General features: G+C 69.3%; 16 protein-coding genes. 10 read left to right on the top strand and 6 right to left on the bottom strand.

Annotation, left to right across the window (positions count from 1 at the left end):
• Positions 1 to 203 precede the first annotated feature (203 nt).
• Positions 204 to 794 (bottom strand): NADPH-dependent F420 reductase, encoded by a 591-nt coding sequence (locus ABD108_RS15310; RefSeq protein ID WP_343930728.1) that lies wholly within the window; start codon positions 792 to 794, stop codon positions 204 to 206.
• Between the two features lie 130 nt (positions 795 to 924).
• Between ABD108_RS15310 and ABD108_RS15305 the strand changes: the two genes are divergently transcribed.
• Positions 925 to 1,833: a LysR family transcriptional regulator gene (locus tag ABD108_RS15305; RefSeq protein WP_305112608.1), complete on the top strand. Its 909-nt coding sequence runs from the start codon at positions 925 to 927 to the stop codon at positions 1,831 to 1,833.
• On the opposite strand, the gene ABD108_RS15300 is transcribed toward ABD108_RS15305, so the two are convergent.
• From ABD108_RS15300 to ABD108_RS15290, 3 genes are read right to left on the bottom strand one after another with little or no spacing between them, the layout of a single operon-like run.
• On the bottom strand, positions 1,830 to 2,843 hold the full coding sequence (locus ABD108_RS15300; RefSeq protein ID WP_305112607.1) for a 3-oxoacyl-[acyl-carrier-protein] synthase III C-terminal domain-containing protein: 1,014 nt from the start codon (positions 2,841 to 2,843) through the stop codon (positions 1,830 to 1,832). The two genes, ABD108_RS15305 and ABD108_RS15300, sit on opposite strands and share 4 nt — an antisense overlap.
• 38 nt (positions 2,844 to 2,881) lie before the next feature.
• The gene (locus tag ABD108_RS15295; protein WP_220657134.1) at positions 2,882 to 4,312 is read right to left on the bottom strand and encodes an MFS transporter; all 1,431 of its coding nucleotides are present in this window, start codon (positions 4,310 to 4,312) and stop codon (positions 2,882 to 2,884) included.
• The gene (locus ABD108_RS15290) at positions 4,305 to 5,405 is read right to left on the bottom strand and encodes a zinc-dependent alcohol dehydrogenase (RefSeq protein WP_343930727.1); all 1,101 of its coding nucleotides are present in this window, start codon (positions 5,403 to 5,405) and stop codon (positions 4,305 to 4,307) included. The genes ABD108_RS15295 and ABD108_RS15290 overlap by 8 nt, the downstream gene beginning before the upstream one ends.
• Before the next feature lie 332 nt (positions 5,406 to 5,737).
• On the opposite strand from ABD108_RS15290, the gene ABD108_RS15285 reads away from it, so the two are divergent.
• Positions 5,738 to 6,268 (top strand): TetR/AcrR family transcriptional regulator, encoded by a 531-nt coding sequence (locus ABD108_RS15285; protein ID WP_220657133.1) that lies wholly within the window; start codon positions 5,738 to 5,740, stop codon positions 6,266 to 6,268.
• A gap of 28 nt (positions 6,269 to 6,296) precedes the next feature.
• A complete protein-coding gene (locus ABD108_RS15280; RefSeq protein ID WP_220657132.1) occupies positions 6,297 to 7,094 on the top strand; it encodes an ABC transporter permease in 798 nt (265 codons plus the stop codon).
• Here the strand turns inward: ABD108_RS15280 and ABD108_RS15275 are convergent.
• Positions 7,091 to 8,629, bottom strand: coding sequence for an MFS transporter (locus ABD108_RS15275; RefSeq protein ID WP_343930726.1), 1,539 nt, complete (start codon positions 8,627 to 8,629; stop codon positions 7,091 to 7,093). The two genes, ABD108_RS15280 and ABD108_RS15275, sit on opposite strands and share 4 nt — an antisense overlap.
• Before the next feature lie 149 nt (positions 8,630 to 8,778).
• Here ABD108_RS15275 and ABD108_RS15270 point away from each other — a divergent pair, with 149 nt between their 5' ends.
• From ABD108_RS15270 to ABD108_RS15255, 4 genes are all read left to right on the top strand, one after another.
• Positions 8,779 to 9,414 (top strand): TetR/AcrR family transcriptional regulator, encoded by a 636-nt coding sequence (locus ABD108_RS15270; protein ID WP_343930725.1) that lies wholly within the window; start codon positions 8,779 to 8,781, stop codon positions 9,412 to 9,414.
• 82 nt (positions 9,415 to 9,496) lie between these two features.
• On the top strand, positions 9,497 to 10,027 hold the full coding sequence (locus ABD108_RS15265) for a TspO/MBR family protein (RefSeq protein ID WP_220657129.1): 531 nt from the start codon (positions 9,497 to 9,499) through the stop codon (positions 10,025 to 10,027).
• Complete coding sequence (locus tag ABD108_RS15260; RefSeq protein WP_343930724.1) at positions 10,020 to 10,619, top strand: TetR/AcrR family transcriptional regulator; 600 nt, start codon at positions 10,020 to 10,022, stop codon at positions 10,617 to 10,619. Before ABD108_RS15265 ends, ABD108_RS15260 begins: the two co-directional genes overlap by 8 nt.
• A gap of 62 nt (positions 10,620 to 10,681) precedes the next feature.
• Positions 10,682 to 11,662, top strand: coding sequence for a zinc-binding alcohol dehydrogenase family protein (locus tag ABD108_RS15255; protein WP_343930723.1), 981 nt, complete (start codon positions 10,682 to 10,684; stop codon positions 11,660 to 11,662).
• Here the strand turns inward: ABD108_RS15255 and ABD108_RS15250 are convergent, their stop codons facing one another.
• Positions 11,663 to 12,100: a hypothetical protein gene (locus ABD108_RS15250; RefSeq protein ID WP_305112593.1), complete on the bottom strand. Its 438-nt coding sequence runs from the start codon at positions 12,098 to 12,100 to the stop codon at positions 11,663 to 11,665.
• 170 nt (positions 12,101 to 12,270) lie between these two features.
• Here ABD108_RS15250 and ABD108_RS15245 point away from each other — a divergent pair, with 170 nt between their 5' ends.
• The 3 genes from ABD108_RS15245 to ABD108_RS15235 all read left to right on the top strand — a co-directional run bounded on the left by ABD108_RS15245 (position 12,271) and on the right by ABD108_RS15235 (position 14,460).
• A complete protein-coding gene (locus ABD108_RS15245) occupies positions 12,271 to 12,924 on the top strand; it encodes a GNAT family N-acetyltransferase (RefSeq protein WP_343930722.1) in 654 nt (217 codons plus the stop codon).
• 81 nt (positions 12,925 to 13,005) lie between these two features.
• Entirely contained in the window at positions 13,006 to 13,215 is a 210-nt protein-coding gene (locus ABD108_RS15240; protein ID WP_305112591.1) for a sigma factor-like helix-turn-helix DNA-binding protein, read from the top strand.
• A 114-nt stretch (positions 13,216 to 13,329) separates the two neighbouring features.
• Entirely contained in the window at positions 13,330 to 14,460 is a 1,131-nt protein-coding gene (locus ABD108_RS15235) for a hypothetical protein (protein ID WP_343930721.1), read from the top strand.
• Positions 14,461 to 14,490 lie beyond the last annotated feature (30 nt).

Raw genomic sequence — 14,490 nt, 5'->3', positions numbered from 1 at the left:
TCGGTTGCGCGGGGTGCCGGGAGAGCGCTCTTCGCAGCCGATGGCCTGGTGACAGCGTGTCCGGCCGACGGCCGGTGTGACCCGTGTGCCGGAATGGGGCACACGGGTCACGAGCGCTCGTCAGGCCGGTGAGCCGGACGATCATGCACCGTCCGGAGCCGTCGCGGAGCCGGCGCCGCCGAGCGCGCCGCCGGCTCCCCGGGTCAGGCCCGCAGCAGCGACAGGGCGATCTGCGTGCCGTTGTTCTGGAAGTAGGCCAGCTGAACCAGAAGCTCGGCGAGCGGCTCGATGTAGCGCGCGTTGGCCAGCGGCCCGGCGTCGATGGGCGCGAATCCGAGGGAGGCGAGGACGGCGATCACCGTGGCCTTCGCGGCATCGTCGTCCGAAGCGACCGGAACGAAGACGGAGTCGGCGGGATATGCGGAGGGGTCGTGGTTGGGCGCCAGGACGGCGTTGAGCGCCTTGACGACCGAGCTCTTCGGAAGCGCGGCAGCCACTCGTTCGGCACCGGAGACGTCGAAACCCAGGGTGAGGCCTGAGAAGTCGGGCTTGAGCGGGTTGGTGACGTCGACGACGACCTTGTCGGCCAGCGCGTCCTTCCAGTCGACGGGAAGGTCGAGGGCCGCCTCATAAGGGAGAGCGAGGAAGACGAGGTCGGCCGTTTTGAGGGCGCCCAGCGCATCGCTGGCGTCCGTGGCGCGCGTGATACTTGTGGTCTCGTGTCCGGTCCGGGTGGCGGTGGTGGCGAGGGGCCCGCCGACGCTGCCGGTTCCGACGATCGTGATCTGTGCCATGGTCGTGCTCCTGTCTGTTCGGATGGGGACGCTTCCCACGATGCGGGTGATGGACGCCGGGATCGAGGCTCGAATCGCGAAATCAGTCTTCGCGGTCCAAGATGAGTGGGATCACCCGCGGGAGGAAGCGATGTCGCTCGAACTGAGACAGTTGCGGTACTTCCTCGCGGTCTCCGACGAGATGCACTTCGGCAGAGCCGCCGCCAGGCTTCACGTTCAGCAGTCCGTGGTGAGTGAACAGATCCGGAGACTCGAACGGGAGCTGGGAGTCGAGCTGTTCGACCGCAGCCGACGGTCGATCACCGTGACGGAGCACGGATCGCGTCTCATGCCGCACATCCGTCGCATCGTCGAGGGCTGTGATGAGCTCCCGTTCCTCGCCGAGTCGAGTAGCGACAGCGACCACCGACTGCGCATCGGAGTCGGGCTGGGGATGGGGCGGCGATTGCCGAGTATCCTTCGGCGCCTCGCCGAATCGGGTTACTCGACGACCACGGTGTACGCAGCACCGGCCGAGCGGTGCAGGATGGTCGATGCGGGAGAGCTGGACGCGGCCCTGGTCCGGGGGCGGGTGCGCAACAGCGCCGTTGCGGCACACCATGTGTGGAACGACAGAATGGAGGTCGCCCTCGCGGCGAGCCATCCGCTGGCGGGGCGTGATGAGCTCGAGCTCCGCGATCTCGCCGAGTACCCGGTGGCACTGGGACCCGAGGACGGCAACCCGGCACTTCACGCCACCCTGCTCGGCGCCATGGCGGCGGAGGGCCTGACTCCGCGGCGAGGGATTCCGTTCACGTCGCCCGAGGTGACCTTCGCCGAGATGGTCGCGCATGCGCACGACACGTGGACGGTGATGTACCAGGAGTTCGAGGCGACGCAGGGCTATGAGGGCATCGTGAGCTCGCGACTGGCGAAGCCGATCACGCTGGCTGCTTTCCTGGTGACCGCCAAGCGCGATTCTCCGCGTCACCAGGTGATCCTGGACGCGTGCCGCCGCTCGAGGGTGGAGAGGCGTCCCGCCGGAGCGGATGAGATCTAGGCGATTTCGACGAGGACGCCGCTGAAACTGAACCCGCCCCCGATTCCGATCAGCATGACGAGATCACCACTGATGACATCACCGTCGTCGAGGAGGCGGTTGAGGCCCTCGATCTGATCCGCTGCCCCCATGTGCCCGAGCTTCCGACCCGCGGGCCAGGTCGTGCGCTCACGGGTGATTCCGAACTTCTCCCGACGCGAGTTCCAATCGACAAGTGTGTCACCCGAGTTGGAGAACACGAATCTTTCGATATCACCTGCCTTGCAGCCGGCGTCGGCCAGGAGCGTGGTGATCACCCGCTCCATGCCGCGGTCCAGCACGCGGACGATGTCGTCGCGGTCCGCGCCGGTGCTGAAGTACTCCTTCAACCGGATACGGAGGTCGACCGGTCTTCCGTGCGCCCAGCTCTGATCGCCCCACTCGGACGTGCCGCGGTACATACGTTCGTGGCCGACGTCCCCGATGGCGCAGGTGGACAGCACGCGGGCGACCCCGGTGCCGGAGTTCGATAGGACGAGTGCCACAGCGCCGTCTCCGCGCGGGAGGCCCTTGTCCGAGTTGTACCGGTCGAAGTCCGGGAGGGCGTAGCGATCGGCCGCGGTGATGAGTGCGGACTCCGGATGGTCCGAGGCCGTCAAGACGCGCGACAACAGGTGGATCGCGGACATGGCGCCGTTGCAGTTCTGCTTGATCTCCAGGGGAGACGCCTGGCCGCCGACCGTCTCGGCCTGGATGTAGGGCGTCGGCGACCAGTAGTCCAGACCTTGGTACGCGGTCGAGGAGTGCGAGACGTAGGTGAAGTTCTCCTCGGCAGGGTCGATCTTGGCGAGTGCCAGACGCGCGGCCGCGATCGCGGAATCGACAGGGGCGCGATGGGATACGGCGAGGGATTCGTAGCCGTCCGCATCGGCCTCCTTCGCCGAGTAGAGCCCGGCCTGCACCGCCTGGTCCATCGGGATGAGCTCTCCGATCACGGCGCCGGTCGACTTGATGACGATGTTCGAGTACATGGCGTTCCTCGCTCTCTGGCGGTAGGTGGCCGACGGTTTCAGCCGCCGATCCCGACGGTCTGGGGTGTGGTGCGCGCGGCTCGCTCGGCGACGACCGCTCCTGCCAATCCGACGAGGCAGATCGCCGCGATCGTGGCGCACGCGGCCGCGGTCCCGCTGAAGCCCGTTCCGTCGACGAGCCGCGATGCGATGACCGCGAGCGCGAGCCCGATGCCGGCACCGATCTGCCGCGCCGACGAGCCCGCGGCCGAAATGACGCCCGGCAGCTCGGACGAGATCGGTAGGTGGCCGAGAAGCGCCATCGCGGCGGGGAAGAGGTAGGCGCAGGCCACGGCCCACACCAGCATGATGCTGAGGACGATCGCGAAACCTGCGCCAGCGGCGTACGCGACGCTGAGTGCGAGGAAGGCCAGCGCCGAGCCCGTGAAGCAGGCGGTCACCACTCGAGCGGGTCCGAAGCGGTTCAGGGCACCGGGAACGGCCCTGCGTGAGAGGACTATCGACACGACCGCGAGGGGCAGGAAGCCGAGGCCGGCCGAGACCGCGCCCCAACCGAGTCGATCCTGCAGGTACTCGGTGTACTCGTAATAGCCGGCGCCGAGCATCCCCTGGGCGGCCATCAGCGCGATCGCGACGCCCAGGAATCCGCGATCGCGCGCTGCCCGCGGAGGGAACAGGGGAGAACGGGCGGATCGCTCCCACCGCAACCAGACGGCACCCACGACGATCCCGGCGACGAGCGCCCCACCTCCCGCGAGTGAGAAGAAGCCGGCTTCGGGGATCGATGCGAGGGAGTAGATGATCAGAACGGAGCCGATCGTCGCGAGGATCGCGCCGAAGACATCGAAGTCGTTCCACCGCGCGAGGGCGTCCGGGGGCAGGAGCGCGGCGGCCAGCGCGATCGCCAGCACGGCGAAAACGGTGTTGACCCAGAACACCGACGGCCACCCCAGGAGCCCGGTGAGCACACCACCGAGCGCGGACCCCGCTGCCAGGCCGATCGCGGTGGCTGCGCCCCAACCGCCGAGCGCTCGGTGGCGTTCGGCGGGATCGCTGAACGCCGCGTAGATCAGGGCGAGGGAGGCGGGTGTGGCGAGTCCCGCGCCCGTCCCTTGGACGAAGCGGCCCAGGATCAGGAGGAAGGCGTCGGCGCCGACCGCGCTGATCAGGCAACCGAGTCCGTACAACGCCATTCCCGCCATGAGGATGCGACGGGAGCCGACCCGATCCGACAGGCGCCCGCCCAGGATGAGGACGCCGCCGACAGCGACGGTGTACGCGGTGACGACCCATTGCAGGCCACTGCTACCGATGTTCAGCTCGGAGCCGATGGTGGGCAGTGCGACGAAGACGATGTTGTAGTCGATCGCGATGATGAACTGACACGTGCACGCTACGGCGAGCACCGCAGCGGGTGTTCCCCGCGCCCCCGCGATCCGCCGGCCGGCCCGAGTGAGTACCTCACTCATGATGAATCACGGTCTTGAGGTGAGGAGTCCCGCGGTAGTTCGCGAAGACACCTTCCACGGCGGCGGCGTCCGTGAACGGGACACGCTGGGTCACCATCTCTGCGGCGGGAACGATGCCGCGGCGGATGAGTTCCATGGCCTTGTCGATCACCAGGGCCGTCATGTGCATCGGGTACGAGCGGACGTCGAACGATGCCGAGACGATCCGGAGTCCCTTCGACAGCATCAGCCAGGTGTCGAGCAACTGCCGGGTCTGTGATGCACCGTAGAGCACGTACTTACCGCCTGGCTTGAGCGCGAGCATGGCATTGCGCCGCGGGCAGGCCGCCGGGTCCGCGACGTTGAGCGGCGGAAGGCAATCGAAGACGTAGTCGTAGGTGCTCTCCGGAACGGCCGCGAGTTCGTCCGGCAGGTACGCGGTGTCCGCGAAGAAGTGCGAGGCCTGCGCCGTGCGCGCAGGGACGGCGTCCGTGGCGTCCACGCCCGACGTTGCGTACAGCGCCGCGAAGATCGCGCCGGCGATGATGCCGATGGGGCCCGCGCCGAGGACCAGCACCCGATCACCGACCTCCGGCGGGTTGCGGAGGATGGATCGGAGCGCACCGGTCACCGGTTCGATGAGCGAGGCGTGATCGTCTCCGATCTCGTCGGGCACGACTACGGCGGCGGCCCGAGCGTCGTCCATGAAGTCGCGCTCGGCGAAGAAGTGGTCGCGCAGCGACTGACGCGCGAAGACTGGACGCAGAGTCTGGTATTGAGCGAGTCCGCCGAAGTCCGACTGGCCCCAGTAGACGATGCGCTCGCCGACGCTGATTCCGGACAGTCGCCGTCCGACCTCGACGACGCGGCCGAGGTACTCGTGCCCGAGGGTCACCGGATACTGCTGAGGAAACAGATTCCCCTCGTAGAACGAGATGTCGGTGGAGCAGATCGACGTGGCGATCGTGCGCATCAGTACACCGTCTTCCGGTGTGCTGGGGACGGGAAGGCTGCGGAACGAGAGGCTTCCGGGCGCGTCGAGTTGGTATCCGAACATCTCGCCCGTGGGGGTGCGGTGCGGTGTGGCGCTGGGGGATTCGATCAGTGACGACATGCTTGCCCTTTCCTTCGAGCCCGAGGCTGCGGAGAACTCCGTCGCGTCCACAAATGTGAACACTGCCGAGTAGACGTCGCGGGGGAGCCGGCGTCAAGGAATCAGGGAAGTGAGATGTTTCACATTACTAACGGTTGGCAGCGTTGACCTGCCGGTATGCAAGAAACAAGTGTTCACAGAGGCGAACGATGCGGAGCGCGCAGTGGTGTCCGGTCCTCCTCGCGGGCCGCGGGCCGCGGGTGCGTCTGCTCATACCCTGCCGGAGATGACGACACGAGTGTGGAGCAGCCCGTTCTCCATCTGGAGACCGGACGGCACGATAAGTTGCCCGCATGGAGTTCGAGACCCGCAAGCACCTGCTCCATGCAGGGCTGGAATTGCTGGCCAGGGTGGGTTTCCGCGAGTGGTCGCTGCGTGGCGCCGAGGATGAGGCGGGCGTGCCGCACGGCACCGCGCGGCACTACTTCACGAACAAGCAGGGGCTGGTGGTCGCGATGTTGCGGCACATGCTCGACCTCGATCTGCCGCAGATCGGCGAGAGCCCGGTGGACCAGGTCCGCCGACTGCTGGGTCCGAACGTGGCGCTGACCCGCGCGCGGTACGAGTTCGTGGTCGCCTCGTTCCATGACCCGGCGCTGTCGGCGGAGCTGGTGCGCGGACGCGAGCGCCTGGTGCGGATGTTCGTCGAGCGCGGGCTTTCCGAGGAGATCTCCGTCTCGCTGATCGCGGCGGTCGACGGCCACATCCTCGACTGCATCCTGCGGCGCCGCGCCCTGGACGATCCCGCCACCGACCCCGAATGGCTCATCTCGCGGATCACCGCGGACAGCGCTGTCGCGCAGGCTCCGAAAACCGCGCAGTAGCCGGCAACGCCGTGGAACGCTGCAGCCCGTGGTAGGCGAATCACCGGTGGTGGCGGTGGGGCCCGCGCTCGCGGTAGTTCTGATCCTGCTCGCGGTCACGGCGATCGCCGTGGCGTACATCGGGCGCACCGGGTACGGGAGTCGCATCGGGTGGGCGGTCGTCCGGGCGACGGTCCAGTTGATCCTGCTGGGCCTGCTGGTCGCCGCGATCATGGACAGTCTCGCGCTGAGCGCGGCGTTCATCGCCGTGATCGCCGCGGTCTCGTCGTACACCGCGGCCGCACGGATCGTCGGACGGCGCCCGCGGCCGCGCGACGCGGCGCTGACGGCCACCGCGGTCGCCGTTCCCGCGCTGGTGGTCGTGGGGGTGTTGTTGGCGCTGGGGGTGATTCCGCTGCGCGGCATCGCGATCATCCCCATCGCCGGGATCGTGATGGGTGGGGCGATGGCGGCCGCGGGGCTGGCGGGACGCCATGCGCGCGAGGCGATCACGGCGCGCTGGGGCGAGGTGGAGGCGGGACTGGCGTTGGGGCTCCCCGCCCCGTTCATCCGGTGGGAGGTGTGCGGCCGCAGCGCCGGCGCCGCGATCATCCCGCATCTCGACCAGACCCGCACCGTCGGTCTGGTCTCGATCCCCGGCGCCTTCGTGGGCATGATGCTGGGCGGGGCGTCGCCGGCCGCGGCCGCCGCGATGCAGCTGCTGGTTCTCGTGGCGATCCTCTGCTGCGGGTCGATCGCCGCACTGCTGGTGTGCCGGTACGTCGCCGAGGGCTGGTACGGGCAGTTCCGGCCCGACGCATCGTCGCCACCCGCGGATTCCGGCTAGTCCTCCGCGGGGGCCGCGGGGGTGCGCGGCGCGAAGATGAACGAGGTCACCGCTGCGACACCGACGATGACGGCGACCACGACCATCGACGCGGAGAGTCCGTCCATGAAGGCCGTGCGCACCGCCTCGGCCAGGCCGTTTCCGGCGGCGCCGAGCTGCGCGGCGACGGCCAACCCGCCCGCCGCGGACTCGCGGGCCACCTCGGCGGCGTCGGCCGGGAGCCCCGACAGGTCCGGCAGGCTCGCGGTGTAGTTGGAGCTGTACACCGCGCCCATGAGGGCGATCCCGATCGCCGATCCGACCTCGCGGGTGGTGTCGTTCATCGCCGAGGCCACGCCCTGCTTGCCGAGCGGGAGCGAGCCCACGATGGCGCTGGTCCCGGTCGAGCTGGCCAACCCGATTCCCAGGCCCGCGATCAGCAGTCCGGCCAGGAACGGCAGGTAACCCGAATCGGCGTTCATCGTGGAGATCGCCATGAGGCCCGCGGCGAGCAGAACGAGCGCGACCCCCATCGTCACGTTGAGGCCGATCCGGTCGACGATCTTCGGTGTGGCCAGCGATACCGGGACCACTACGAGCGCAACGGGAATCAGCGCGACGGCGCTGATGAAGGGGCTGAACTCGACGATCAGCTGCAGGTACTGCAGACCCACGAACAGGAATCCGAACAGCGCCATGAACTGCACCAGGATCACCACGGCGCCCGCCCGGAAACCCGAGATGCCGAACAGGCGCGGGTCGAGCAGCGGATGCTCCGTGCGCAGCCCGGCGATGACGTAACCCGCGAACGAGACGACGCAGACGGCGAGGGAGGCGATGACGATCGGCTCGGTCCAGCTCTTCTCGTTGCCCTCGATGATCGCGAAGACGAGGGTGCCGATCCCGACGGTGGTGAACAGCGCGCCCAGGAGATCGGGACGGTGCTTCTCCTCGTCGCTGGTGTTCTCGGAGAGCAGGAGCGCGGCGATACCGGCGGCCACGGCCAGCGCGGCGCTGACGTAGAAGATCGACGTCCACGACCACACCTCGAGCATGGCGCCGGCGCCGACCAGTCCGATGATGGCGCCGGCGGAGGCGAACCCGGACCACACCGCGACGCCGCGGGCCCGCTGCTCGGCGGGGAAGGAGGCGGTGATGGTGGAGAGCGTGCCGGGCATGATCATCGCCGCGCCGAGTCCCATCACCACCCGCCAGACGATCAATTCACCGGCGGAGTCGGACATTCCGGCGAACAGCGCGCCGATCGCGAAGACGACGGTGCCGGCGATCAGCACGTTCCGCCTGCCGTACCGGTCGCCGAGGGCGCCCAGCGGCAGGACCAGGGCGGCGAGCGCCACGGTGTAGGCGTCCGCGATCCATGTCAGCTGGGCGTTGCTCGCGCCGAGGCTCACCGCGAGCTCGGGCATCGCGAGGTTGATCGCGGAGACCGAGGCGACCACGAGGACGAGCGACAGGCACATCGAGAACAGGACGCCGGCGGTGCCGCGGCGCGGGCCCGCCTGTACGCGCCCGGGGGCGGACGGATCGGTGGTCATGGGGACTCCTTCGAGGGACGCACATAGTGATGACAAGATCAGAACTGAAGAAAACATCACATACTTCGATCCGACTGTGCAAGACTTGAGCGCACGGAATGTCAGAAGTGACGTTCCCATCACTTCTGATCGAGAGGGAGGTCGCGCCGATGAACGACGTGGTTCCGGAGGCGCCCACCGGCCGCCTCGCGCAGCGCAAACTCAAGACCCGGGCGGCCCTGGTGGCGGCGGGGCAGCAGCTGCTGTCCGAGGGGAGGCCCGATGTCGCGGTCTCCGTCATCACGGAGCTCGCCGACGTGGGGCTCGGCTCCTTCTACAACCACTTCGCCACGAAGGAGGAACTCTTCGTCGCGGCGACCGAGGCCGCCGCCCAGGAGATCGTGGCCGGGCTCGACGCCCTCACGACGGAGATCACCGACCCCGTCGAGCGATTCGCCACGAGCCTGCGGCTGATCGGACGGATGCACCGCCGGTTCCCGCAGCTGAGCGCGATCCTGCTGCGCACCGGCACCGCGATGCTGAGCACCACCGGCGAATTCATGCGCAGCCCCCGCCGGGACATCGAGCAGGCGGTCGAGGCGGGCCGGTTCACCGTCGCCGATCCCGAGCTGGCGCTCGCCGCGACGGCCGGGTCGATTCTCATGCTGGGGCAGTTGCTCGTCGACGATCCCGAGCGCGACGACGAGGCCTCCGCCGACGAGCTGGCGCGATCGATGCTCGTCATGCTCGGGATCGACCCGGACGAGGCGGCCCGCGTCAGCACACTCCCGCTCCCCGCGCACTGACTCCCATCCATTCCGGGGTTCGCGCCGAATACAGGACAACGGCGACTGCGCCGGGTCGGCGACGAGCGACGAGGAGTGGACGATGCAGCAGCAGAAGAACCGGGAGTGGGCACCGGAGGATGCCGCGACGACCGCGGCCGGTTCCGGCGGGACGAGACCGATCGCGCTGCTGGTCTCGCTGATCTGCGTCGGTGCGGTCGCCGCGATCGGCGGGGCGGCGTCGGCGGATGCCGCGCAGGAGTACGGCCGGCTCGCACAGCCCTCGTGGGCGCCGCCGAGCTGGCTGTTCGGACCCGCGTGGGGCGTGCTCTACCTGCTCATGGCGGTCGCGGCCTGGCTGGTGTGGCGCACCGAGCCCACCTTCGGCAATCGCGCCATCCAGCTCTACGGCGCACAGCTCCTGGTGAACCTCGCGTGGTCGCCGCTGTTCTTCGGGGCCGAGCAGCGGGGGTGGGCGCTGGTGGACATCCTGGTCCTCGACGTTCTCGTCGCGGCCACGATCGCCGCGTTCTGGCGCAGGGACCGCCGCGCGGCCGTTCTCCTCGTGCCCTATCTCGCGTGGATCCTGTTCGCGACGGCGCTGAACTTCTCCGTCTGGTCGCTCAATGCCTAGGCCGGCCGGGAACGGGAGGACGACGGCGGAGGACGCCGCGGCGGCGAAGGGGCGGGGCGGGCGTCCGCCGAGGCTGAGCCGGGAGAGCATCATCGCCGCCGCCATCGACATCATCGCCGACGAGGGCTTCGGCAGGCTGTCCATGCGGTACCTCGCGGATCGCCTGGGTACCAGCCCGATGGGCATCTACTACTACTTCGATTCGAAGACGGATCTGCTGGGTTTCATGCTCGCGCACGGCGCGAACCGGACCGCGGCCGAGGAGCCTGCGCGCGATCCCCGCGATCGGATCGTGCAGCTGTCCCTCGCCCTCGCCGAACACCTGTCGGCGCACTCCTGGGCGGTGTCCGCCCTGCTCAGCGGCGAGATCGGCGACGACTTCACCGAGCGCTCGCTCGACGAGCAGCTGATCGCCGCCCGGGAACTGGGATTGGACGAGGACGACGCCCGGGCCACCGTCCAAGGACTGTGGCGGATCGTGGTGGGGCAAGTGGTGGTGCGCCCCATGCGACCGCAGGGCGTCCGCGAGACCGTGTCCAGTTACCTGGAAGGGCGGCTTCGCCGCACCGTCGCGGTCGCGACCGCGCCATGATGGTGTCAGCGCCGCTCCGAAGGGCTGCGTGACCGGGTCGACCGACTGCAAGGAGTTGCACCATGAGCAAGGACATGCGCGCCGTCGTGATCGACGAGCCGGGCCCACCGGAGGTGCTGCAGCTGCGGACCCGGCCGATCCCGGAGCCGGCCGCCGGTGAGGTGCTGATCCGCGTGAAGGCCTTCGGCCTGAACCGATCCGAGCTGCACTTCCGGCAGGGGGTGGCCACGAACGGCTCCTTCCCGCGGATACCCGGCATCGAGGCGACCGGCGTAGTGGCGGCCGATCCGTCGGGTGCGCTCGCGGCCGGAACACAGGTGGTCACCCTGATGGGCGGGATGGGGCGCGAATTCGACGGCGGCTACGCCGAGTACGTCGCGGTGCCCGCCGGACAGGTGATCCCGTTCGCCAGCGAGCTGCCGTGGGAGCAGCTCGGTGCCGTGCCCGAGATGCTGCAGACCGCCTACGGATCGCTGTACACGGGTGTGCGCGCGGCGCCCGGGCAGAGCCTGTTGGTGCGCGGCGGTACCTCGTCCATCGGCATGGCACTGATCGTGCTGGCCAAGCGCGACGGCCTGCGGGTGTACGCCACCACCCGGCGCGAACAGGCCCGGGCCCGGCTCGAGGAACTCGGTGCCGACGGTGTCCTCATCGACGACGGTGCCGTGGCCGAGCAGGTCCGCGCACTGCACGGGGACGGGGTCGACGGTGCGGTCGAACTGGTGGGAGCCGACGTTCTCAAGGACACCCTGCGGGCCGTGAAGCCCGGCGGCACCGTGTGTTTCACGGGCATGCTCTCCGACCAGTGGACCATCCCCGACTTCTACCCGATGGACTGGCTGCCCAACGGCGTCCGGCTCACCGCGTACTCGGGCGGCTCGGCCGATCTCCCCGCCGCGGTGCTCCAGGACTTCCTCGATGCGGTCGCAGCGGGTACCGCCACGATCCCCGTCGGCACCGTCTACGGGATCGACGACATCGTGCGGGCCCACCGCGATATGGAGGCCGGAACGGTGGGCGGGAAGGGCGTCGTCCTGCCCTGATCACCAGGCCGCGACGAAACCCGCCAGCAGCACGGCGAAGGCGCCGATCTCGGCGCCGATGAGCGCGATCATGAAGCCGCGTACCCCGGGTGCGGGCGGCGCCAGCTGGTTATCGGTGTCGCGGCGGTATCCGTGCCAGCAGTAGCTGCCGATCGCCGCCACGAAGAAGAAGGTGAGCACCGCGGAGGCGGCCAGGTTCACCGCCGTCGGCCAGGCGCTGAGCTGGACGAAGACCGCGGTGAGCGCCAGCGCGAAGGAGTACATCAGTGCCGCCCGGTGGGCGATGTCCACGTAGACGTGGGCGTGGTGTTCGGGCGAGGTCATGATGCCGTGGTACTTCCACACCCCCAGGGCCAGGGCCCAGAGGAAGACGAGGCCCGCGGCGAGCAGGGTGAGGCGGGTGTCGATCCCCAGAGCGGTCACCTGGAGCTGTGGCATCGTCGACGTCCTTCCGGGAGCGCGTGGGTACTGCCATGATCGCAGGAGACCTCGCAGGCTGTCCGAGACGTCCCGGTTTGCGCCGTAATGACCGTCTCGCCCAGGCAATGTCATGAGATATACAGGTTCCGATCAGGCTGTGGACGCGGAATTGAACCTATAGTTCATTCATGAGAAGCACTCTCGGATCGCGCCTCCCCTCCGTGGCCGACGGCGCGGCGGGGGACGAGTATCTCGTGCGACCGGCCCGGCTCCTCGACTACCGCTCCTGGCGCGCTACCCGGATGGCGAACGAGCGGAGGCTCGCCCCGGCGTTCGGCAGCCCGGACCGGCTCTGGTCCGCCTTGAACACGCGGTCGGCGTGGTTGGAGCGTTTCGGCCCGGTGCCGGGCCTCTCCCGCCGGGGGAGGTCGCTGACCTACGTGGTGGTCGCGCGCGATCCGCGGGGGCACGAGCGGATCGTCGGCGAGGTCGGGATCCGCGGGGTGGATCCGGTCACGGCCTCCGGCGAAATCAGCGTGTGGGCGACGGACCTCCCCGATGCGGTGATGCCGTGGGCCACCGCCAGCCTCGTGGCGGCCGCCTTCGCTTCCGAGCACCGATTGGACCGGGTGGTGGCCCCCGTGGCCCGGAACAACCCCGGACCGTGCCGCATGTTCGAGGCGGTGGGGATGGAGCGGCGGGCCGTCCGGCGGTCTCTGCGCGAGTACGACGGTGCGCCGCGCGACCACGACATCTGGGTCATCGAGAACACTCCTGCCACCCGCGCCGCGCTGCGCGATCTCGCGGCGGACTCCGCACCGGGTGCCCGCTCCGGCGACTGACCGCGTCTCGGGGCACAGCTGGGACCGAGCTGTGACGGTATTGAGGAGTGCTCGCAGCACGCCGGCAGCATCATCGTCGGCATGCTCTGCCCAGACCCCTCCGAGCCCTCGCACGCACGCGCGGCGGTGGATCGCCTACCCCGGGAACTGCGCACCGTGCTGCTCCTGCGGATCGTGGCCGGGCTCAGCGTGACCCGGTGTGCGGAGGTCCTGCGGCTGACCGAGGAGGAGGTGCGATGGCACCAGCATCGCGCGCTCGATCGGTTGCGTGCGAACTTCTCCGACCGGTGACGCGATTCACTATGTGATAGGCGTGCACGGCGGATTGTTCACTCCATACGTGTACGCAAAGTGCGGAATCTGCCAGTGCAGCACGGGAAATCGTTGTTCCGTATGATCGCCTCCGTGCCTGGCGAAGGAACCCCCCGACTTCGCGCCGCGGTCGCTTCGGCCCTCGGCGCGGCGTGGGCTGTGTCGGGTACGGCCTTGATCGCCGTGATGGTTGCGATCGCCGCCGGCGGCGCCACCTACGCCCTGCGCGCACCGGCCGCGCCCGCTGCCTCGCCGCAGAAGACGACCGGTGCGAGCACCGATGAGAACGTCCGCGTGGCGCTCAAGGCGGCCGACGATTCGCGGGTCATCTTCGGCCTGCTGTCGAACGCCGTCACCTCCTCGTCGAGCGGGCTCGCCGCGGCGATGTCCGGGGTGCCGCAGATTTTCGACAGCGTCGACACCGCCCGCGCCGGTGCGGCGGAGGTCGTGGCGGGGCTCGAGGAGACCGCCACCACCCAGGCGGCGCTCAACGAGGTCACCGAATCGGCGGGGGCGTGGGCGAACACCCTCGACCAGGTGCAGGGCGTCTCCGGTCTCTCGGTGGCCGTCCGGTCGAGTTCGACCCGGCTGCGTCAACAGCTCGTCGAGAACCCGACCCCGGGTTCGCACGAGACGGTGGAGCAGCTCGACCACGTGCTCGCCGCCACCGACGGCCTCAAGACCCTCGAATCGGTCGATCAGCTCAAGAGCTCGCTCACCTCGTTGACCACGCTCTCCGGCAGGTCGGCGGGCGCGCTCGCCTCCGCGCGCAGTGCCGCGCACCGGCTGCACGACGGCCTCGCGACGATCGCCCACGCCCGGCCCGATGCCGAAGCGGCGATGAACAATCTGTCCACCGGCACCAAGCAACTGGGCATCGCCCTCAAGTCCATCGACGATCAGCTCGCCCTGATCCAGACCCGCCTGCAGGCGGAGTCCCGCGATACGGAGCAGCCGGTGGCCGCCGTCGCCACCGATGATTCCACGCGGCTGGCCTGGGCCCTGTTCGCCGCCGGATCGGCGGGGGCGTTCTCCTACCTGGTGGCGCTCGCGGTGCACCAGCGGGTGCGCCGTGCCCCCGTTCCCGCAGGAGCCCCCGAGGCGCCGCTCGCCGATCTGGCCCGGGCGATCAGCGAGATCCCCACGCCCTCACACGGATTCCCGCGCCCGGATGCGCACAACACCGATCCGTGGCTGCCCGTCCAGTTCGCCCGGGAGAAGTAGCGCGGGTTCGGTTCTCACATCGAGGTGTGG

The organism is Tsukamurella strandjordii, from assembly GCF_039525985.1.
Lineage (GTDB): Bacteria > Actinomycetota > Actinomycetes > Mycobacteriales > Mycobacteriaceae > Tsukamurella > Tsukamurella strandjordii.
This window is presented reverse-complemented; position numbering and strand designations above follow the sequence as displayed.